Source organism: Ruegeria sp. BB1 (assembly GCF_056539465.1).
Genome location: NZ_JBQFVB010000001.1, coordinates 941,200 through 962,316 on the forward strand (window position 1 = coordinate 941,200; position 21,117 = coordinate 962,316).

A 21,117-nucleotide genomic window follows, 5' to 3' on the forward strand; every position below is an offset into this window, starting at 1 on the left:
CCTGCACTAGTCATCCGTATGCCCCGCCCTCAGACCCTCGCGCACACGATGGGCGACTTCGATGAATTCCGACGTGTCGCGAATATCCAGCGGCCGTTCCTTTGGCAGAGGGCTATCGATCACATCAGTGATCCGTCCCGGTCGCGGGCTCATCACCACGATCTTTGTGCTGAGATACACCGCCTCGGGGATCGAGTGCGTCACGAAACCGATGGTCTTTTCAGTGCGCGCCCAAAGTGCCAGAAGCTGTTCGTTCAGGTGATCGCGCACGATCTCATCCAGCGCGCCAAAGGGCTCATCCATCAAAAGGATATCGGCGTCAAAAGCCAGCGCCCGCGCAATGCTGGCACGTTGCTGCATGCCGCCAGAAAGCTGCCAGGGGAATTTCCCGCCAAATCCCTCTAGATCAACAAGTTCCAGAACTTTTTTAACCCTCTCTTCCTGCTCGCTGGCGGAATAACCCATGATTTCCAAGGGTAGTTTAATGTTCTTGGCAATGGTCCGCCAAGGATATAGCCCCGCCGCCTGAAACACATAGCCATAGGCCCGGTTCCGCCGCGCCTCATCCGGGGTCATTCCGTTGACGGTTAACATTCCCCCTGTCGGTGTTTCCAGCGCCGCGATACAGCGCAGAAAGGTGGTTTTTCCACAGCCCGAGGGGCCGATGAAGCTGACGAAATCGCCTTTGTCGACTGTCAGGTTCACATCCTTGAGCGCATGGATTGGCCCGTCGTTTGTTTGGAAGGTAAGGTCCAACTGCCTTGCCTCGATTACGGGCTGGGTAGTGCTTTCAGTATTCATTCCATTGCCTTGAAAAGGTTTGGCTTTAGGGTGCCTTGGTGACAATCCCTGCGCAATCAGACACCCGTCGCCGGAATGCCCGTCCGCTCAACCGGGCGCGGCGCAGTCAGCTCTTTCCACGTACTCAGCGCCTTGTTCACGTGACCATTGGGCTCGCGCGCTACAAACTCTCCATGCCCTTCCTGCGTGCGGATTTCACCGTCATGCACGGCCACCTGTCCACGGGTCAGCGTAAAGCGCGGCAGACCTTTGACCTCTTTACCCTCGAACACGTTGTAGTCGATCGACGATTGCTGGGTATCAGCGCTGATCGTTTTTGCTTTCTCAGGGTCCCATACAACGATATCGGCATCCGCCCCCACAAGGATCGCACCCTTTTTAGGATAGCAATTCAATATTTTGGCGATGTTTGTTGAAGTCACGGCCACAAACTCATTCATCGTCAAACGCCCCGTATTCACACCATGGGTCCACAGCATCGGCATCCGATCCTCCAGCCCACCGGTCCCATTCGGTATCTTGGTAAAGTCACCGACGCCAAAACGCTTTTGGTCGGTGGTAAAGGCGCAATGGTCAGTGGCCACAACGCTCAATGTCCCGGAATGCAACCCGTTCCATAGACTGTCCTGATGCTGTTTGTTCCGGAACGGGGGGCTCATGACGCGCCGCGCCGCGTGGTCCCAATCCTGATGGAAATACTCGCTTTCATCCAACGTCAGGTGCTGGATCAGAGGCTCACCCCACACCCGTTTTCCATTCATCTTGGCCCGGCGAATGGCTTCATGCGCCTCTTCACAGGATGTATGCACCACGTAAAGCGGCACGCCCGCCATATCGGCAATCATAATGGCCCGGTTGGTCGCCTCGCCTTCAACCTGTGGCGGTCGCGAATACGCATGCGCTTCGGGGCCTGTATTTCCTTCGGCCAGCAGCTTGGCGCTTAACTCAGCCACGACATCGCCGTTTTCAGCATGCACCATCGCGATGCCACCCAACTCAGCCAATCGCTTGAACGAGGCAAACAACTCATCGTCATTCACCATCAGTGCGCCCTTGTAGGCCATGAAGTGCTTGAACGTATTGATGCCGCGCGTCTCGATCACCGTTTTGATGTCGTCAAACACCTGTTCGCCCCACCAGGTCACCGCCATATGGAAGGAGTAATCGCAGTTTGCACGGGTCGACTTATTATCCCAGCGCTTCAAGGCATCAAGCAGACCCTCACCGGGGTTTGGCAGCGCGAAATCGACCACCATCGTGGTGCCCCCGGCCAGCGCCGCTCGCGTCCCGCTTTCGAAATCATCGCTGGAATAGGTTCCCATGAACGGCATCTCAAGATGCGTGTGCGGGTCAATCCCACCGGGCATCACGTAACACCCCGTCGCATCAAGCACTTTGTCGCCCTTAAGATCCATTCCGATCTCGGTGATCACACCGCCTTCGACCAGCACATCCGCCTTATAGGAAAGATCGGCGGTCACGACGGTTCCGTTTTTGATAACAGTGCTCATTTTAATCTCCCTGACGCGGTCTGCGCCGCTTGCTTCAACTGGCCAAAATACCTCGGGTGAGTCGCTTTTCGGGCGACAGGGGCAGCGTCCCTTACTCCACAATCTCTGCGGTTTCGACGACCGCATGAAACAGAACATCTGCCCCGGCGGCCGCCCAGTCTTTACTGATCTCTTCGGCCTCGTTGTGGCTCAGCCCATCAACGCACGGACACATGACCATCGCGGTTGGTGCCACTCGGTTGATCCAGCACGCATCATGTCCTGCGCCCGAGATGATGTCGGTGTGCGAATACCCCAACCTCTCTGCCGCATCGCGAACCGCCTTTACGCACCCCTCGTCGAACGTCACAGGGTCAAAGCCGCCAACTTTCTCGAATTCGATCTGAAGGCCCATCTCTTCGACGATATCTTCGGCGGCAACACGCAGGCGGTTAACCATGTCGGTGATCACGTCCAATTCGGGTGAGCGGAAATCGACCGTGAAAACAGCCTTGCCGGGGATCACGTTGCGAGAGTTCGGATAGACATCGATATGCCCTGCTGCACCGACCGCATGGGGCGCATGCGACCAGGCGATTTCATCCACTTTCTCAAGGATGCGTGCCATTGCAAGGCCAGCATTCTTGCGCATTGGCATCGGGGTCGACCCAGTATGGGAGTCCTTGCCCGTCACGGTAATCTGTGTCCAGCTCAGGCCCTGCCCATGAGTAACAACGCCGATGTCCTTACCCTCGGCCTCAAGGATCGGCCCTTGTTCGATATGCAGCTCAAAGAAAGCGTGCATCTTACGTGCGCCGACCTCTTCGTCGCCCCGCCAGCCGATGCGATTCAATTCATCGCCAAACTTTTTGCCCTCGGCATCCTCGCGGTCATAGGCCCAATCCTGCGTGTGCATTCCAGCAAAAACGCCCGAAGACAACATAGCCGGCGCGTAACGTGTGCCCTCTTCGTTGGTCCAGTTGGTCGCCACGATAGGATGTTTGGTTTTGATGTCCAGATCATTCAGCGTCCGTATGATCTCTAACCCGCCCAGCACGCCCAGCACGCCGTCATATTTCCCGCCGGTCGGCTGCGTATCCAGATGTGAACCTACATAAACCGGCAGAGCCTCGGGGTCAGCCCCCTCTCGGCGAGCAAACATATTGCCCATTTGATCCAGGCCCATTGTACAGCCCGCGTCCTTGCACCATTTCTGGAACAAGGCGCGCCCTTCAGCATCCTCATCCGTCAGGGTCTGGCGGTTGTTGCCCCCAGCAACACCGGGGCCAATCTTTGCCATCTCCATCAGGCTATCCCAAAGTCTGTCGCCATTGATCCTGAGGTTTTGCGCCGGAGCTGCCATTGGTGTCTTCCCTGTTGCTTGCGATTTGGCTCGCTTTTGGTGTCTTGATTTGACCATCTGGTCAAACTCACGCTATCACGGGTTCGAGATCAGTCAAGAAATTGCATGGTGCCGCCGGAATTTTCGGCATAATTGGCCCCCGCATGGCAAAAAAAGAGACACGCTGGAAACATGCCCAAGGATCGCGCCCCGACCCGAATACAGAGAAAGAACCGCGCTGCGATTCTCGAGGCCGCGCTGAACGTGTTTTCCGCCCACGGATTTCGCGGCGCAACTGTTGATCAGATTGCTGCCGAAGCTGGGCTAAGCAAGCCGAATTTACTGTATTATTTCCCGTCGAAAGAGGCGATCCATACTGCCCTGCTTTCGGGGCTGTTGGACACATGGTTGGCCCCCTTACACGAGTTGGATGCCGACGGAGACCCGATGGAGGAAATCCTGTCCTACATCCGCCGCAAATTGCAGATGAGCCGTGAGTTGCCGCGTGAAAGCCGCCTGTTCGCGAACGAGCTTGTTCAGGGCGCACCGCGCATTCACGAGGCTTTGTCGAATGACCTTAAGGCGCTGGTGGACGATAAAACCACGATCCTGACGCAATGGATGGATGAGGGCAAAATTGCGCGCCTGCATCCCTATCATCTGATCTTTTCAATCTGGGCCTTGACGCAGCACTACGCCGATTTCGATGTGCAGGTCCGTGCCATTCTGGGCAACGAGGATCCGTTCGCAGGTGCTGAACCGTTTATTGATACGCTTTATCGCAAACTTCTGGCACCCTAGAAAAACAGTCTCACGGAACCCTTGGCAGACCATTCCATCTTGCCATGATATACTGGGTCAATTGAGGTGACTTTCATGCGGCAGCAACACCGAAAGGAAGGTGACTGCATGATCATTCGCATATTTCAGGTCGTTACACGCCCCGGCAAAGAAGAAGAGTTCGGGAAGTTCTTTCACGAGACGGCGATCCCGCTCATGAAGGGAACGAAAGGGATAGTTCAGGTCATACCCGGGGCGCCGCGTGCCGATACACCCAGAGAGTTTAGTTTTGTTATGGTTTGGGAAGACCTTGAGTCTCTGAAGGCTTTTGTAGGTGACGATATTTCCAGCCCTCATATTGATCCTATGGAAGCTGAACTGGTCGAGTCGCGCTCAATCAGACATTATGAGCTTGTCGACAGTTAGCTTACGGCGATTTTCCATCTAGTTCGCGATTCCCAATGGATAGCTTTGGCTTTACGAGCGGGCGCGTTTCAGAAGGGCTTCGGTCGTTTTTTGATTCCCGATAGCCTATCGAGAGCGAACATTGACCAGACCTGCAGGATCGCTCAAATTTTCTGAGCCATTTGAAAAGGGCTGGCCTATACCAGCCCCTTGTCTTTGTTTCAGTTAACCAATCTACTCGGCCGCTTTCGCCATTGGATTATTGGGATGCGTCGTCCAGTTGGCATAGCCAGGCTGCACTTCATCTCCGGTACGCGGATCGACCTCACCGGCTGTCATCGGCTCCATTGAGATACACCCGTCCACCGGGCAGACATCCACGCACAGATTACAGGCGACGCATTCGTCATCCATGACCTCAAAAACCCGATCTTCGGACATTGAAATCGCCTGATGGCTGGTGTCTTCACACGCGGCATAGCAGCGACCGCATTTGATGCACTGATCTTGGTCGATCTTGGCCTTGGCAACGTAGTTCAGATTCAGATACTGCCAGTCGGTCACATTCGGCACAGCAAGACCTACGACTTGCGATACGTCTGTATAGCCCTTTTCATCCATCCACTTGGACAGTCCGGCAGTCAGTTCGTCGATAATCTTGAACCCATAGGTCATTGCGGCGGTACACACCTGCACGGTCCCACATCCCAACGCCATGAATTCAGCCGCATCGCGCCACGTGGTCACGCCACCGATACCGGATATCGGCAGGCCCTGCGTGGCTTGGGCACGGGCAATTTCGGACACCATCGACAGGGCAATCGGCTTTACCGCCGGGCCACAATACCCGCCGTGGCTGCCCTTGCCATCAATCGACGGCTCGGGGCTGAATGTGTCCAGATTGACGCTGGTGATTGAGTTGATCGTGTTGATCAACGACACCGCGTCCGCGCCGCCATTTCTAGCCGCCTCAGCTGGCTTGCGGATATCGGTGATGTTCGGCGTCAACTTTACGATAACCGGGCGGTCGTAGTACTGCTTACACCAGCGGGTCACCATTTCGATATATTCTGGCACCTGCCCCACGGCCGAGCCCATACCGCGCTCGCTCATCCCATGCGGGCAACCGAAGTTCAACTCGATCCCGTCTGCGCCGGTTTCTGCCACACGCGGCAAGATGGCTTTCCATGCCTCTTCTTCGCACGGCACCATGATCGAAGCGATCAGCGCACGGTCCGGGTAATCTGCCTTGACCCGCGCCATTTCTTCAAGGTTCACCTCAAGCGGGCGATCGGTGATCAGTTCGATGTTGTTCAGGCCCAGCAGCCGACGATCAGCGCCATAAATCGCGCCGTAGCGCGGCCCGTTGACGTTTACGACCGGAGGTCCCTCGGCCCCGAGCGTTTTCCACACAACTCCGCCCCATCCGGCCTCAAAAGCACGGCGGACGTTATATTCCTTATCCGTCGGTGGCGCCGAGGCCAACCAGTATGGGTTGGGGCTGGAAATACCCAGAAAGTTTGTTGTCAGATCGGCCATAGCTTCTCCCTTCCCGGCTCAGCCGGATTTCTTGAATATCATTTCGGTCGGGCGAATGCGCCCGGCCTTGAGGTTCATGACGTAGTTTTGAAACTTTTCGGGCGCCGTCTCGCCCATCATAAGGTGGATGCCCAATGGGGGCGGGCCGCTCTCGGCGATGCGCGCGAAAACTTCTTCGAAAAAAGCAAGCGCGAACTCGGTCCGGTCTGTCTCGGCTACCAGCTCAAGACCCGCCGAGGCCGCCGCGTTCTTGTAAACCTCCGGCATATCTACAAATGAGGTCTCGGCAACAGTTGACCAGGGCAGAGGAAAGGCCAGCGGTTCGTCCACGTCCCCTCCCATCACATCAAACAGGGCAAAGGAACCATCCCAGGCCAGAGCGCGCGACACTTCTGCAAAAAGACCCGCCTTGTCTTCGATGTTCATCCCAACGTGCATCATAACGGCAAGATCAAAACCCGCATCGGGCACGGGCATATCCAGTGCGCTACCCACCAGAAAACTTGTTTTGTCGGAATGCCCGACAAGTTCACTCAATGCAGTGGCCGTTTCGACAAATTCAGGCGTCAGGTCGACCCCGGTCACTGTCGAGTCATAGCGATCCACGATGTAGCGCGACGTCCCGCCGATGCCGCTCCCGACATCCAGGACGCGGGTCGCATGGGTCGGCGAAAGCTGGGCAAACAGGTTGTCCGTTGCCAGAACCCCGCCTGTGTGGAACTCATCACCAGCCTTGAGGTCTGCAACCGTGGCCGCGTTTGGGTCAATGCCACTTGCCTTTAGTGCCTCACGCATACGCTCCGTGAGGGCACCGGTTGTGTAGTGTTGCGCAACAGCTTTTTCGATCTGGGACATGAGAATACCTCAGCAGCGAATGGGATGGGGTGAATGCCCCATCCTATCACGAAACAAGCGTTGCGTGGATGTCCATCGCCGCATCGCGGCCTTCGGCCACGGCGGTTACGGTCAGGTCTTCGCCACCAGCTGCGCAATCGCCCCCGGCCCAGACGCCATCCATCGAGGTACGCCCAGCGCCCGTCACAGCGATCTTGTTGCCGTCCAGCGTCAATCCATCCGGTGCGCCATCCAGCGTCTGGCCAATCGCCTTGAGGACCTGATCGGCGGGCACGCGGATGATTTCTCCGGTCCCCGACAGCTGGCCGTCATGGCTGGATGTGTACTCCAGCTCGATCTCTGCCGCTGCTCCGTTTCCATGAACGGCAACGGGTTGCACATTGGTCATGATCTTGACGCCGTGGGATGAGGCGAGGTCCTGTTCATATCGGCTGGCCCCCATCGCATCGCGGCCACGCCGATAAGCGATGGTGACATGCTCAGCCCCCAGCAGTTTTGATTTCACTGCGGCGTCAACGGCCGTCATTCCGCCACCGATCACCACGACGTTGCGACCAACCGGCAAATGCGCCAGATCAGAAGCCTGGCGCACATCCGAGATGAAATCGACGGCAAAGCGCACGCCATCCAGATCAGCCCCTTGTGAGCGCAGGGCGTTCACGCCGGCCAAACCGATGGACAAAAAGACAGCGTCGTAATTTTCGACCAGACCGTCCAGCGAGATACCCTCACCCAGAACCGAGCCGGTCTCGATCGTGATACCGCCGATCTTTAGCAGCCAGTCCACCTCGGCCTGTGCAAAGTCATTGGTCGACTTATAAGCAGCGATGCCATATTCGTTCAGACCGCCCGGCTTGGGTTTGCCCTCGTGGATCACCACGTCATGCCCAAACATCGCCAACCGGTGCGCACAGGCCAGACCCGCAGGCCCTGCCCCGATCACAGCAACAGTCTTGCCTGTTGACGCAGCGCGTTCAAACGGGTGATCCCCGGAAACCATCACGCTGTCCGTCGCATAACGCTGAAGGCGGCCAATCTCGACCGGGGCACCCTCGGCCGTTTCACGTACGCAGGCCTCTTCGCACAATGTCTCGGTCGGACAGACACGGGCGCACATGCCGCCCAGAATGTTCTGCGCCAGAATGGTTTCACCCGCCGCCTCAGGTTGCCCTGCCTGAATCTGACGCATGAACAACGGAACATCGATATCCGTCGGACAGGCCGTCACACATGGCGCGTCATAACAGAAATAGCACCGATCTGCGGCCACTGCGGCCTCATGCGTGGCCAATGGCGGGTGCAAGTCCGTGAAATTCGATGTCAGCTCATCGCTGGAAAGCCGCCCGGAGACAATGCCGGGGGCAATCTGGCCCTGTGCCATCGCTCTACTCCCTGTAGATATGTTCGTTATGTTCTCAGCTTGCCACAATCTGATTTTTTATCAATTGGTAAAATTTAGAAAATCATCAAAAAATCAAAAAATCCGGAAAATTCCACCCGTTTTACTGAGGAAATCGCCTGTTTTATTGGCATTCGATACTCCTGTTGTGCCCAAAGACTGATTGCGCAGGGCAGACTGCAGCCACGAATTCCGGTTTTTCCGGCATCTGGTTTTGACGGAGCCAGCTGCGTAATGTAGGTCAAACTCAACCCGAGCAGCGCCGGTCAACGGCCAGATACCTGAAAGTCATTCGATGCAGGCCACCCACCCGAAGTTCAACATCGTCATCATCGGGCAAAACAACCGGCTACAGTATGAGGCACTGCTGTTTGCCGCCTCTCTGCGCCATAGCTCACCGAATTTCGAGGGTCGGCTGTTTGTGGCGGTACCACAGCCCGGCCAGCGCTGGCCGCAAGACCCAAGCATCCGGAACGAGGACGTTCTGAAAGCGTTGCGGCAACTGGATGCGGAAATCCTGCCATTCGACAACCATGTCTTCGGCAACAGCTATCCCCACGGCAACAAGATCGAGGCATTGCTGGCGCTGCCAGAAGGCGAGCCTTTCGTGTTCTTTGACAGCGATACGCTGATCACCGGTGATCTGGCTTCGGTACCGTTTGATTTTGACCGACCTGGCGCCTCGCAAAAGGTCGAAGGGACGTGGCCCAAACCCACCCTGTATGGCCCTGGTTTCGATGGTATCTGGAGCGCCCTCTATCACCGGTTCGAACTGGACTTCGAAAGCTCATTGGATACCAGCCAGCCCGAGAATTACTGGCGGCGGTATTTGTACTTCAACGCGGGCTATTTCTATTATTCCTGCCCGCGCAAGTTCGGCACGCGTTTTCTGGACTTTGCCCGCACGATCCGGGATGGGAATATCCCCGAACTGGCCGGGCAGAACCTTGACCCATGGCTGGATCAGGCCGCGCTGCCGTTGGTTGTCCATTCCTTCGGTGGCGGGCGGGATACCCTGCCCCCGGGCCTGCTGGATGGATCGGTCAGCTGCCACTATCGTCTGTTCCCCCTGCTCTATGCCCGCGAAAGCGACCATGTGATTGAGGTGCTTGAAACCGTCGTGGCCCCCAACCGGGTCAAGAAGGTTCTCAAGGGATATGACCCGATCAAAAAGCTGGTTTTGCAGCGTAAGGGCCACAAGATCCGGGACCTGTTCGACCGTGATAACCTGCCCCAGCGCGAACAGGTCATTCGCAATACAATCAAGAACAAGGGCCTGTGGATGCGCTGACAGGATTGTTGTGCGCACGCGCTCAATCGCCTAGAGATTCAGCAACAAACATTCCAACAGGAGATTTTAGCAATGTCTGACGGCCCTACCTACGGTTTTGACACACTTCAGATTCACGCGGGCGCACGGCCCGATCCGGCAACGGGCGCGCGTCAGACTCCGATTTATCAAACGACAGCTTATGTGTTTCGCGATGCCGATCACGCGGCGGCGCTGTTCAACTTGCAAGAGGTTGGCTTCATCTATTCCCGCCTGACCAACCCTACTGTGGCCGTATTGCAAGAACGTATCGCCACACTGGAAGGCGGAGTGGGCGCAGTCTGCTGTTCTTCTGGTCATGCGGCACAGATCATGGCGCTGTTCCCGCTGATGGGACCGGGCTGCAACGTGGTGTCCTCGACGCGCCTTTATGGCGGCACGGTCACGCAGTTCAGCCAGACGATCAAACGCTTTGGCTGGTCGGCCAAGTTTGTCGACACCGATGATCTGGACGCCGTAAAAAATGCCATCGACGAAAACACCCGGGCGATATTCTGTGAATCAATTGCCAATCCGGGTGGGTATGTGACCGACATTCAGGCCATGGCGGATATCGCTGACGCAGCAGGTATCCCCCTGATCGTCGACAACACCTCGGCCACACCGTACCTATGCCGCCCCATCGAACAGGGCGCGACGCTGGTTGTGCATTCGACGACCAAGTACCTGACCGGCAATGGCACGGTCACCGGCGGCTGTATCGTGGATTCGGGCAAGTTCGACTGGTCGGCGAATGACAAGTTCCCTTCGCTCAGCGAACCGGAACAAGCCTATCACGGACTGAAGTTCCACGAGACCTTTGGCCCGCTGGCTTTTACCTTTCACGGTATCGCCATTGGCCTGCGCGATTTGGGCATGACCATGAACCCGCAAGCCGCGCATTACACGCTGATGGGGGTTGAAACCCTATCCCTTCGGATGGAACGCCACGTGGAAAACGCCCAAAAGATCGCTGCCTGGCTCGAAGCAGACGACCGCGTGGACTATGTGACCTATGCGGGTCTGCCCTCCTCGCCCTATCATGACCGGGTGAAAGCACACTATAAAAAGGGTGCCGGCGCATTGTTCACCTTTGCGGTCAAGGGTGGTTATGACGCCTGTGTCAAACTGGTGAACGCGCTTGAGATTTTCAGCCATGTCGCCAACCTTGGCGATGCGCGGTCGCTGATCATTCACTCAGCCTCGACCACCCACCGTCAGTTGACGCCTGAACAGCAAGAGGCCGCAGGTGCAGGCCCCGGCGTAGTCCGCGTCTCCATCGGCATCGAAGACGCAGACGACCTGATCGCCGATCTGGATCAGGCGCTGGCCAAGGCAACGGCCTGAGTCATGAGCGGCCACGATACCAACGAACTGGGTCAACCCATCGGTCTGCCGGTTTCGGGCGAATTCCCGCGTCCCACGCCGCCCTATACACCGATGGAAGGTCAGTATTGTTCCGTCGTGCCGCTGGACGTGAACCGGCATGCGCCCGGACTTTACCGGGCGTTTGCCAACGACGCGGATGGGCACAACTGGACCTATCTGCCCTACGGTCCCTTCGACAGGGAGCAGGATTTCGAGGATTGGACCCGCGCCACATGCATGGATGCCGATCCGATGTTCCACACGGTCTTAGACGAAGACGAAACGCCAATTGGCATGGCTTCATTTTTGCGGATCGAACCCGCGGCAGGTGTGATCGAGGTCGGCCACATTCACTTTTCACCCCTGCTGCAGCGCAGCCCAAAATCGACCGAGACCATGTATCTGATGATGCGCCGCGTCTTCGACGAGTTGGGCTATCGCCGCTATGAGTGGAAATGCGATGCCCTGAATGCTGCTTCCTGCCGTTCGGCTGAACGATTGGGTTTTACATTCGAAGGCATTTTTCGGCAGGCCACCCATTACAAAGGTCGGAACCGGGATACGGCCTGGTATTCGATCCTCGACAGTGAATGGCCGCGGATCAAGGCCGCGTTTGAGGCTTGGCTATCACCTGACAATTTTGACCAGACGGGCCAACAGCGACAACCGCTGCAGGCCCGCAGTCAAGGCAAAGGATCACTCGGCCATCCCGAATTCCATCGACACGTTGACCGAGACTGAAATCTCACCCCCCGCGACAGGCACACCGCCCCCTTCGGCCATGGCCATCGCACGCATCTGCGGTGCGGGGTTGATTCCTCCGACCCGCTCGCTGATCTGCTGAACCTGACCCAGAGTTACATCGGCCGCCTGTGCCAGTTGTTCCGCCTTTGCAGTTGCTTCGGCAACAGCTTTGGCTCGCGCCTGCGCCTGCAGCGGTGCGGGGTCCTGCACACCAAAACTGAGCCCACCGAAATCATTCGCACCGTCCTGAATGACCCCATCCATGATCGTGCCCAACTGTGTCAGGTCACGGACACGGACCTGCACATTGTTCGATGCCACAAAGCCGGAAATCTCGGGCCGTTCACCACTTTGATTGTTGCGCCCGGACCAAACCGGCGACAACGACAGATCGCGGGTTTGAACGTCGCGGGATTCGACGCCCATATCCTCAAGCCGTTTCAGAATCTGCGCCACCGCATCAGATGTCGCCTGCATCGCATTTGACGCCTGCGGATCCTCGTTGGTGACACCCAATGTGATGGTTGCCATATCCGGTGCAGCCTGAACGGTGCCGGTTGCATCTACCAAGATGCGACGTTCTTCCGCATGGGCCATACCTGCAGCTGTCACGGCCAGCATTGCGGCCAGAAAAGCGATTTTCTTCAAGGTCTTCCCTCCAATATCTTCTGTACTAAGATGGGGCCGCCAGGGTTTATCAGACAAGGGGAAGCGCTGGCTTTTTCTTTCCCTCGGCGAGATCCTGCTTTAATGTCAGCCTGCGGACGAAAAGTCGTTTGCATCGATGCTGACAATTATGGTTCCTCGGGAATATGAAACCCGCCTTTGCGCTGTCTTTTTCTGCAACCGGAATATCTGTGCACCACCAATCCGATGAGGATTGGTTTTGCATTGGTAAGGTTGCATTGGACGCGCCGGACCTGAATGCGCAACTTCACGCCCTGCGGGAAAAAGCATTTGCTTTGGAAAACAACCTACGGTGCAAGGTCATAATCCCGACCGAGCAGGTGCGTTTTTTGTCGGTGGAAACTGACAATCAGCCCTTGGGAGAAGACGCAAAGGAAAAGCTGGCCGAGGCTACGCCATATACGGTCGAGGACTTGGTTTTTGACACCGCGACCGTCGGCCCCACCACCTATGTCGCCGCCGTGACGCAACAAACACTGGATGAGGCACGCGACTTTGCAACCGAACACGGTTTCATACCGGTTCATTTCACTACAGATACCGACGCCAGTTCTTTCCCTTCTGAACCATTGTTTGGGGCTTCAGAAACTGTACCCTTTTCGACCGAGGCCAAAGATGAGGTTCAATCGGACGCAGCAGAACCAAATGTACATCCCATCGCCGCAGAAGCAGCCCCGGATGTATTCCGATCTGCGCCGGCGGCCTCCGCCCCCACCAAAATACCCACTGAGGTATTTACAAAAAAGTACGTTGTACCAGCCACGGCAGCGCTGGGGATAGCGGCAGTGTTGGGCGCATGGGCGCTGATCGGATCAAACGAGACACAAACAGCCGAACCGGAAACGGCACAGGTAGAAGACGCCCTGCCCGCACCCACCCCTCAGGCCAGTGTCGAAACCGAGAACCCGACCACGCCCGGAGTGCCACCTGCCGAAACGGCTGAGCTTGATACGGACGCCACCCTTTCTGAACAGGACGCACCTGCCCAAAACGAGAATATTCAACCCGATCTTTCGCCCACGGACACAGCTATTCTCGAGGCCTTAAACATCGCCCCGACAATCGTGGAAGAGGTTGCCCGCGACCCTGTGATCCAAGCAACGTCAGCCCAACCCGGTCTTGAGATCATCGCGCCAGATCCCCTGTTACCCCCGGCTTTCCCCCCCCAGGATGAGCCGTATCTGGCTTCGGTCGACAACTCCAACCTGTCGACTGACGCCGTTGCCCTGCCCGCGGCACAAAGCTTTGACACAGATGAACCCTTTGAACAGGTTGTACTGCCCAGCACCGCCGGCGCCCAGTTCGAGCTTGATGATCGCGGCCTGGTCACACCCAGCGCCGAGGGGACGCTGAACCCGGACGGTATTGTCGTCTATCTCGGGCGCCCTTCGAAGACACCACCCGAGCCACCTGTCCGGTTCGAAGAGGAACCCATCCTTGAGGAAACTCCTGACAGGTTGGCCGGGCTGCGCCCAAAGCCCCGCCCCAGCGATCTGATCGAACAGTTCGAACGTCAGCAGTTGGGCGGACGAACGCGTGAAGAACTGGCGGGGCGGCGCCCCAAACTGCGCCCTGCCTCACTGCAACAACAGCCGCAGATTGACTATACCCCCACTGCACTGGCGGTGGTGCGCGTGCCGCGACCAAAATCCCGCCCGGCAGGTCTTGCACCACCTACCGGGACGCAAACCGCCAATCTGGGGTCAACGGCGGCCATCGGTCAGGTCGAGGCCGGGTCATTCCAACCCAAAGCCGTTGCTCCAAAGATTCCGTCTGCCGCTTCGGTCGCGCGTCAGGCGACGATCGACAACGCGCTAAACCTGCGCAAACTGAACCTGATCGGGGTTTATGGAACACCCGCCAACCGCCGCGCGCTGGTGCGGCTGCCTAGCGGTCGTTATAAGAAGCTGAAGGTCGGTGACAGGGTGGACGGCGGCAAGGTCATCGCAATTGGTGACAGCGAATTGCGCTATCAGAAAAAAGGCAGGAACCTGACGCTGAAGATGCCGCGCAGCTAACGCGGACGCGAACGCCCGCATTATGCTTTAACACACGAACTCAAGCCGCTGAAATTTCGCCGCTTTCGATCTGTTCGCGTTCGATAGATTCGAATAGGGCCTGAAAGTTTCCCTCGCCAAACCCATCGTCGCCCTTTCGCTGAATGAACTCGAAAAAGATCGGGCCGATCACAGTTTTTGAGAAGATTTGCAGCAAGATTCTGGTCTCGCCGCCATCCAGAACACCTTCGCCGTCAATCAGAATGCCGTGCTTCATCATACGGTCCAACGGCTCGTCATGGTCGGCAACCCGTTCCTTGGACATCTCGTAATAGGATTTGTTCGGGCCAGGCATGAATTTCAAACCCTTCTCGGCAATCGCGTCGGTCGAGGCATAGATATCTTCGCTGCCCACTGCGATATGCTGGATCCCCTCACCTTTATACTTGTTGAGATAGGACACGATCTGCCCGGTTTCGCCCCGATCTTCGTTAATCGGAATGCGAATGCGTCCACAAGGCGACGTCAGAGCGCGGCTGAAAAGGCCGGTAAATTTGCCCTGAATGTCAAAAAAACGAATTTCGCGGAAGTTGAACAGAGTTTCGTAGAATTCGAACCACTTATCCATATTCCCGCGATAGACGTTGTGCGTCAGATGATCGAGGTAATAGAAACCGTCGCCACGCGGCTTGGACTGTGTGGTCCAGGTGAACTCTTGGTTATATGGCGAAGTGTCGTGGTACTGATCGATGAAATAGATCAGCGAGCCACCGATCCCCTTGATCGCCGGAACATTCATGACCTTGTCCGCCGCATCATAGGGTTCTGCACCTTTGGCCACAGCGTGTTCATAAGCTTTTTGCGCGTCCACAACGCGCCAGCCCATCGCCGAAGCACAGGGGCCATGTTCTGCAGCAAAGCGGGCCGCAAAACTTTCAGAGTCAGCGTTGAGGATATAGGTCACGTCACCCTGCTGCCACAGCTCGACCGTGGGCTTATCCTTGTGGTGGCCGACTTTTTCATAACCCATTCTGGCAAACAGGTCGCGCAACTCCTGCGGTTCGGGGTGGGCGAACTCTACAAATTCAAACCCGTCCGTACCGACCGGGTTTTCTTTGCTGATCACAGATTTCGGGGCGTTGTGGGGGAAAGGACCCATGGCGCGTCTCCTTAAAACAGGAATTTCTTTGCTGATTCCAAAATATGCCTTAACTGGCGCTGTTTCTGCGCATAGTTTTCGTGTAAACTAGGCAAGAGTGCGCAAATTCCGCATGTTTGCGCGAAATTTTGGAGATTTTCCGCATATGTTGGATTCCACCGATATGCGCCTGTTATCCGCTTTGCAGGTGGATGCCCATCTAACTGCACATCAACTGGGTGAGATGCTGAACCTGTCGCCCAGTCAGGCCGGGCGGCGGCGGCAACGGCTAGAGGCCGAAGGATACATCACCGGATACGCGGCGCGACTGGACCCGCTGAAACTTGGGCTGCATGTTCAGGGATTCGTTCAAGTACATCTGGGCACCCACGGCCCCGAACAATCGCAGAGCTTTGCACGAATGGTGGACACGCGGCCTGAGATCACCAGCGCCTGGACGATGACAGGTGAGGCAGATTACCTGCTGCATGTCTATTGCGACGATCTAGCCGCGCTCAACCGCTTGCTTCACCAGGTGATCCTGCCGCATCCTGCCGTGGCGCGGGTTCAAAGCCAAATCGTGATGGACCAGCTCAAACGCGACGCCCCGTTGCCCACCTGACCCGACCGAAAGGACCGACATGGACGACTTCCTCTATCAGGCTTCGATCTATCTGGCAGCTGCCGTGATCGCAGTGCCGCTATCGGCGCGTCTGGGATTGGGGTCGGTGTTGGGATATCTGGCCGCCGGGATCGTCATCGGACCCATATTCGGGCTGGTTGGTGCGGAAACAGAAAGCCTGCAGCATGTGGCCGAGTTCGGCGTAGTTATGATGCTGTTCCTGATCGGACTGGAACTTGAACCGCGCGCGCTTTGGGACATGCGCGACAGGCTTTTGGGGCTGGGCGGCCTGCAGGTCGGTCTGTCAACTGCCGCCATTGCTGCTGTTGCTATTTATGCGAACCACCCATGGTCCGTGGCGTTGGCCGTTGGTCTGACCCTGTCGCTATCCTCGACGGCGATTGTGCTACAGACCCTGTCCGAAAAAGGGTTGATGCAGACGAACGGAGGCCGCGCCACGTTTTCCGTGCTGCTGACGCAGGATATCGCAGTGATCCCCATTCTGGCCTTGCTGCCGCTGTTGGCGCTGCCAGCCATGCCACATATCGAAAGCGACGGATCGATCGACCGCGGCGCGAAGGACTTGCACGACACGGCGCATCACAGCTTATCTCTGGTCGAGGGCCTGCCCGGTTGGGCCGTCACGTTGGTCACCCTTGGTGCCATCGCGTTTGTGATCCTTGCCGGCGTCTACCTGACGCGCCCCCTGTTCCGTTTCATCCACGCCACCCGCCTGCGCGAGATGTATACTGCGCTGGCCCTGATGATCGTCGTTGGGATATCCTTCCTGATGACCCTTGTTGGTCTGTCCCCCGCCCTGGGCGCTTTCCTGGCAGGCGTTGTTCTGGCCAGTTCGGAATTTCGGCACGAAATGGAAAGCGACCTTGAGCCCTTTAAGGGTTTGTTCCTAGGCCTGTTCTTCATCACCGTTGGTGCCGGAATTGACGTCGCCTATTTCTTCAACGACCCGCTTGAGCTGATCGGACTGGCGCTGCTGGTCATTCTGACAAAGGGGGCCATCCTGTATTTGGTCGGGCGCGCCTTCAAGCTGCGCGGGCGCGATCACTGGCTATTCACGCTGGGTCTGGCCCAGGCGGGTGAGTTCGGATTTGTCCTGCTGGCCTTTTCCACGCAGCAGAACGTAATCCCACCTGATTTGTCGCAGAAACTGCTGATGATTATCGCCCTGACCATGCTGATCACTCCGCTGTTGTTCATCATCTACGACCTTCTGTCCCGTCGGATCAGGGAGAATACCCCGCAGGTCGAACCTGACGAGATCGACGAGAAAGGCCCGGTGATCATCGCGGGCATTGGACGTTTTGGTCAGATCGTGAACCGATTGGTGCGGGCCAGTGGGTTCAAGACCATCGTTCTGGATCATGATATCGAGACCATTCAACTCATGCGCCGCTTTGGCGTCAAAGGCTTCTTGGGCGATCCGACACGGCCCGAGTTGTTGCGTGCAGCGGGGCTTGATAAAGCCGCCGTTCTGGTTGCTGCAATGGACGACCGCAAGACTGTGACCCGTCTGGTCAGCTTTGCACGTCGCCAACGCCCGGATCTGCACATCATCGCGCGCGCGCATGACCGCACCCATGTGTATGAACTGTACCAGGCGGGCGCGAATGATATCGTGCGCGAGATGTTTGACAGCTCACTGCGCGCCGGTCGCTATGTGCTCGAGAATATCGGCCTCAGCGAATATGAGGCCGCACAAGCCGAGCAGACCTTTTATCACCACGACCGAGCCTCGATCCGGGATCTGGCCGAGCTTTGGATTCCCGGCATGCCGACGGCGGAAAACAAGAAATACATCGAGCGCGCCCAGCAATTCGAGAAAGACCTGGAAACCGAACTGCTGGAGCTGGCTGAGAAACACGCTCAGAAATCGGCCTGATCCTTTTTGGCGGACCAGGCCGTCCGGTTCAGCCGCCGGACACGCCGGCTTCAGCAAAGGTTGCCATGCCTGAATGACAGGCAACCGCGCTTTTGAGGATATTGATCGCCAGTGCACCGCCCGACCCTTCGCCCAAGCGCAGCCCAAGGCTCAACAGTGGCCGTTTGCCCAGCTTCTCCAATACCGCACCGTGTGCGCCCTCGGCACTTTGATGGCCAGCTACAGCGTGATCCAAAGCCCCGGCAGACACATCGGCCAGACAGGCCGCCGCAGCCGAGCAGATGAAGCCATCCAAAATGACCGGAATACACAGAACACGGGCTGCTGCGATCGCTCCAGCCATGGCCGCAATCTCACGCCCGCCCAGACGGCGTAGGATCTCCAGTCCATCACCCGATGCAGCGTGCAAGGCCACGCCCTCGGCCACCACGCGGGTTTTGTTCGCCAACCCGGCGTCATCCACACCGGTGCCACGCCCTGTCCAGTCCGAGGCTTCTCCCCCGAACAGAGCGCACGCGATTGCAGCAGCCGGGGTTGTGTTGCCGATCCCCATCTCTCCGACGACTAGCAGGTCGGACTTAGGGTCAACAGCTGTCCAACCGGTGCGCAAGGCGTACAACAGGTCATCCTCGGACATCGCCGGGCCTGCGGTGAAATCCGCCGTTGGCCGGTCCAATTCCAACGCATGCACATCCATGGTGGCCCCTGCGGCCTTGGCCAATTGGTTGATTGCCGCACCGCCATGTTCAAAGTTCATGACCATCTGCACGGTCACATCTGGTGGAAAAGCCGACACACCCTGCGCCGTCACCCCGTGATTTCCTGCAAACACGATAACCTGCGGTGCCAAGATTTGCGGGCGGGCATCGCCACGCCAACCGGCATACCAGATCGCCAATTCCTCAAGCCGCCCCAGCGCGCCGGGCGGTTTGGTCAGCTGTCCGTTCCGGTCAGCCGCGCCCTGCAATGCGGCATCATTCGAACCCGGCGCCTGACTCAGGGCATCGCGGAGTGTTTTCAGGTCATTAAGTTCAGGCAGCATCCAAAGCCTCGTTGCATCAGAGTGGTCCTGTGTGTTTAACCGAAGCGTCCGATCCAACAAGACCCCGAAAGGCGCGGGAGTGCATAAAAACGACACCAAGCTGTTTTCCGTGTGGGATATACCACTGGCGCTGGTCCTGCTGACCCGCCTACCGCTGCCGCGGCTGCCGGAAAACACCTATGCACGGCAGGCCAGCGCCGCCTGGGCGTTTCCCGTGGTCGGTTTGACTATAGGGCTGCTGGCTTGCGCGGTTGGTTGGGCCACGATGGCTTTGAATTTACCCGCTATGGTCAGCGCGGTTTTCCTGGTTGCGGTTCTGATCATGACCACCGGTGCGATGCACGAAGATGGTTTGGCCGATACCGTAGACGGACTTTGGGGTGGATTCACCCAGGAGCGCCGATTAGAAATTATGAAGGACAGCCATATTGGCGCCTATGGTGTTCTGGCTCTGATCTTCACGCAGTTGATACGCGTCGCTTTGATTGCAACCCTGTTAACGGCAAGCAACTATGCCGCGATCCTTGCGGCCTGCATCTTGTCCCGCGCGATTATGCCGGTTCTGATGAATGCCCTGCCAAATGCGCGCAATAGTGGTCTGAGCCACTCGGTCGGAGGGCCGCGAGGTTTGACGGTTGCGGCAGGTTTTGGATTGGCTTTGCTAGGCGCGGTACTTTTGATGGGCGCAGCGGCCATTCCGCCAACTCTCGTCGCTGCGCTGGTTGTTGCGGTGCTCGCCGGGGTCGCAAAGGCCAAAATCGGTGGTCAGACCGGTGATATCCTAGGGGCTTCGCAGCAATTGGCAGAACTGATATTCATGACCGCGGTCGTTGCCGCGCTTTAGGCCGTACCACCGGTTTCGATACGCAGCGTTTCGCCGCAGTGCTTGCAATGTACCGCGTCAGGATCATGCCGATAAAGGCCACAGCTGGGGCACTTGTGGCGCACTTTCTGCGGCATGAAAACAGCCTGCGCCAGACGTACGAACAGCGCCACACCCACAACCATTATGAAGACTGAGAACAACTTGCCCGCCGGTGTCGCCAAGGTGATGTCGCCAAACCCCGTCGTCGTCAGCGTGGCCATGGTGAAATAGAGCGCATCAATGTATGCATGCGGGCTGCTATCAGGAATGAAGAACACCAGAACCGCCGTTGAGGTCGCGAATACGAATACAAGCAGATTGATCGCCGCGATGACGGCATCCTCATGCGTTCGGAAAAACTGACTGTCGCGCCGCAAATCCCGCAGCAAGTGATAGGAATGGATCAGGCGCAGGGCGCGCAATATTCGCACGAAGGCCAAGTTTCCGGGCAAGAACGGCTCAAGCAGCAGCGAGGCGATCACGACGATATCGGCCAGTGTGTAAATCTTGCACAGAAGTTTCCAGCGGTCTTTCGAAATCCATAACCGGGCCAAAAAATCCAGCAAGATGAGAAACCCGACGCACAGACTGGCAAGCGTGATCCACGGCCCATGCGGCACATTCGCCGTGGACACGAAGAACACGATCGACGCGGCGTCAAACAGGATCAAGCCATAGCGAAACCAAACCGAAATCGGGTCATGCGCGATGTACAGAAACTTAACGGTTTGCTTTATCCTGGTCATGTATCCGCCTCTGACTACAGGAAAATTAGCGGCAAAAGCGGATTTCACCAAGACAAGACACAAAAAAAGGCCGCCCCCTTTTCAGGAG

19 protein-coding genes are annotated in these 21,117 nt (G+C 57.3%); 9 read left to right on the forward strand and 10 right to left on the reverse strand.

Translation table 11 applies throughout. The annotated features are described in order from the left end of the window. Positions 1-6 precede the first annotated feature (6 nt). From ACR0AL_RS04700 to ACR0AL_RS04710, 3 genes are all read right to left on the reverse strand, one after another. Positions 7-801 carry an ABC transporter ATP-binding protein gene (locus ACR0AL_RS04700; protein WP_480662132.1) on the reverse strand — a complete coding sequence of 265 codons (795 nt, stop codon included), beginning with the start codon at positions 799-801 and terminating at the stop codon, positions 7-9. A 56-nt stretch (positions 802-857) separates the two neighbouring features. Continuing rightward, positions 858-2,312: a dihydropyrimidinase gene (hydA, locus tag ACR0AL_RS04705; RefSeq protein WP_170357995.1), complete on the reverse strand. Its 1,455-nt coding sequence runs from the start codon at positions 2,310-2,312 to the stop codon at positions 858-860. Between the two features lie 91 nt (positions 2,313-2,403). Continuing rightward, the gene (locus tag ACR0AL_RS04710) at positions 2,404-3,654 is read right to left on the reverse strand and encodes a Zn-dependent hydrolase (protein ID WP_170348398.1); all 1,251 of its coding nucleotides are present in this window, start codon (positions 3,652-3,654) and stop codon (positions 2,404-2,406) included. Between the two features lie 171 nt (positions 3,655-3,825). Between ACR0AL_RS04710 and ACR0AL_RS04715 the strand changes: the two genes are divergently transcribed. Together ACR0AL_RS04715 and ACR0AL_RS04720 are read left to right on the forward strand one after the other, a co-directional pair. Beyond that, positions 3,826-4,434, forward strand: a complete 609-nt coding sequence (locus tag ACR0AL_RS04715) for a TetR family transcriptional regulator C-terminal domain-containing protein (protein ID WP_170348397.1) — start codon at positions 3,826-3,828, stop codon at positions 4,432-4,434. A 108-nt stretch (positions 4,435-4,542) separates the two neighbouring features. After that, positions 4,543-4,839, forward strand: a complete 297-nt coding sequence (locus ACR0AL_RS04720; protein WP_170348396.1) for a putative quinol monooxygenase — start codon at positions 4,543-4,545, stop codon at positions 4,837-4,839. Between the two features lie 213 nt (positions 4,840-5,052). Here ACR0AL_RS04720 and preA read toward each other — a convergent pair whose 3' ends face one another. The 3 genes from preA to ACR0AL_RS04735 are packed head-to-tail and all read right to left on the reverse strand — an operon-like array spanning position 5,053 to position 8,593. Further along, entirely contained in the window at positions 5,053-6,357 is a 1,305-nt protein-coding gene (preA, locus tag ACR0AL_RS04725; protein ID WP_480646372.1) for an NAD-dependent dihydropyrimidine dehydrogenase subunit PreA, read from the reverse strand. A gap of 18 nt (positions 6,358-6,375) precedes the next feature. Beyond that, on the reverse strand, positions 6,376-7,212 hold the full coding sequence (locus ACR0AL_RS04730) for a methyltransferase domain-containing protein (RefSeq protein ID WP_170357977.1): 837 nt from the start codon (positions 7,210-7,212) through the stop codon (positions 6,376-6,378). Between the two features lie 46 nt (positions 7,213-7,258). Then, positions 7,259-8,593: an NAD(P)-dependent oxidoreductase gene (locus ACR0AL_RS04735; protein WP_480662134.1), complete on the reverse strand. Its 1,335-nt coding sequence runs from the start codon at positions 8,591-8,593 to the stop codon at positions 7,259-7,261. 313 nt (positions 8,594-8,906) lie between these two features. Here ACR0AL_RS04735 and ACR0AL_RS04740 point away from each other — a divergent pair, with 313 nt between their 5' ends. The 3 genes from ACR0AL_RS04740 (at position 8,907) to ACR0AL_RS04750 (ending at position 12,029) form a co-directional block, all read left to right on the forward strand. Next, on the forward strand, positions 8,907-9,902 hold the full coding sequence (locus ACR0AL_RS04740; protein ID WP_170374890.1) for a hypothetical protein: 996 nt from the start codon (positions 8,907-8,909) through the stop codon (positions 9,900-9,902). 72 nt (positions 9,903-9,974) lie between these two features. Next, on the forward strand, positions 9,975-11,267 hold the full coding sequence (locus ACR0AL_RS04745; protein WP_170357970.1) for an O-acetylhomoserine aminocarboxypropyltransferase/cysteine synthase family protein: 1,293 nt from the start codon (positions 9,975-9,977) through the stop codon (positions 11,265-11,267). 3 nt (positions 11,268-11,270) lie between these two features. Beyond that, on the forward strand, positions 11,271-12,029 hold the full coding sequence (locus tag ACR0AL_RS04750) for a GNAT family N-acetyltransferase (RefSeq protein ID WP_170348390.1): 759 nt from the start codon (positions 11,271-11,273) through the stop codon (positions 12,027-12,029). On the opposite strand, the gene ACR0AL_RS04755 is transcribed toward ACR0AL_RS04750, so the two are convergent. Next, complete coding sequence (locus ACR0AL_RS04755; protein ID WP_170348389.1) at positions 11,985-12,680, reverse strand: SIMPL domain-containing protein; 696 nt, start codon at positions 12,678-12,680, stop codon at positions 11,985-11,987. The two genes, ACR0AL_RS04750 and ACR0AL_RS04755, sit on opposite strands and share 45 nt — an antisense overlap. A gap of 209 nt (positions 12,681-12,889) precedes the next feature. Between ACR0AL_RS04755 and ACR0AL_RS04760 the strand changes: the two genes are divergently transcribed. After that, entirely contained in the window at positions 12,890-14,737 is a 1,848-nt protein-coding gene (locus tag ACR0AL_RS04760; protein WP_368040126.1) for a hypothetical protein, read from the forward strand. Positions 14,738-14,777: 40 nt separating this feature from the next. Here the strand turns inward: ACR0AL_RS04760 and hppD are convergent, their stop codons facing one another. Further along, the gene (hppD, locus tag ACR0AL_RS04765) at positions 14,778-15,875 is read right to left on the reverse strand and encodes a 4-hydroxyphenylpyruvate dioxygenase (RefSeq protein WP_170348387.1); all 1,098 of its coding nucleotides are present in this window, start codon (positions 15,873-15,875) and stop codon (positions 14,778-14,780) included. 145 nt (positions 15,876-16,020) lie between these two features. On the opposite strand from hppD, the gene ACR0AL_RS04770 reads away from it, so the two are divergent. Together ACR0AL_RS04770 and ACR0AL_RS04775 are read left to right on the forward strand one after the other, a co-directional pair. Further along, on the forward strand, positions 16,021-16,476 hold the full coding sequence (locus ACR0AL_RS04770; protein ID WP_058281113.1) for an Lrp/AsnC family transcriptional regulator: 456 nt from the start codon (positions 16,021-16,023) through the stop codon (positions 16,474-16,476). A gap of 19 nt (positions 16,477-16,495) precedes the next feature. After that, positions 16,496-18,376 carry a monovalent cation:proton antiporter-2 (CPA2) family protein gene (locus tag ACR0AL_RS04775; protein WP_170348386.1) on the forward strand — a complete coding sequence of 627 codons (1,881 nt, stop codon included), beginning with the start codon at positions 16,496-16,498 and terminating at the stop codon, positions 18,374-18,376. Positions 18,377-18,404: 28 nt separating this feature from the next. Here ACR0AL_RS04775 and cobT read toward each other — a convergent pair whose 3' ends face one another. After that, the gene (cobT, locus tag ACR0AL_RS04780; protein ID WP_480662136.1) at positions 18,405-19,418 is read right to left on the reverse strand and encodes a nicotinate-nucleotide--dimethylbenzimidazole phosphoribosyltransferase; all 1,014 of its coding nucleotides are present in this window, start codon (positions 19,416-19,418) and stop codon (positions 18,405-18,407) included. A 79-nt stretch (positions 19,419-19,497) separates the two neighbouring features. Here cobT and cobS point away from each other — a divergent pair, with 79 nt between their 5' ends. Continuing rightward, positions 19,498-20,262: an adenosylcobinamide-GDP ribazoletransferase gene (gene cobS, locus ACR0AL_RS04785; RefSeq protein WP_480662138.1), complete on the forward strand. Its 765-nt coding sequence runs from the start codon at positions 19,498-19,500 to the stop codon at positions 20,260-20,262. Here the strand turns inward: cobS and ACR0AL_RS04790 are convergent. Next, positions 20,259-21,029, reverse strand: coding sequence for a potassium channel family protein (locus tag ACR0AL_RS04790; protein ID WP_170357955.1), 771 nt, complete (start codon positions 21,027-21,029; stop codon positions 20,259-20,261). The genes cobS and ACR0AL_RS04790 overlap by 4 nt on opposite strands. Positions 21,030-21,117: the final 88 nt, after the last annotated feature.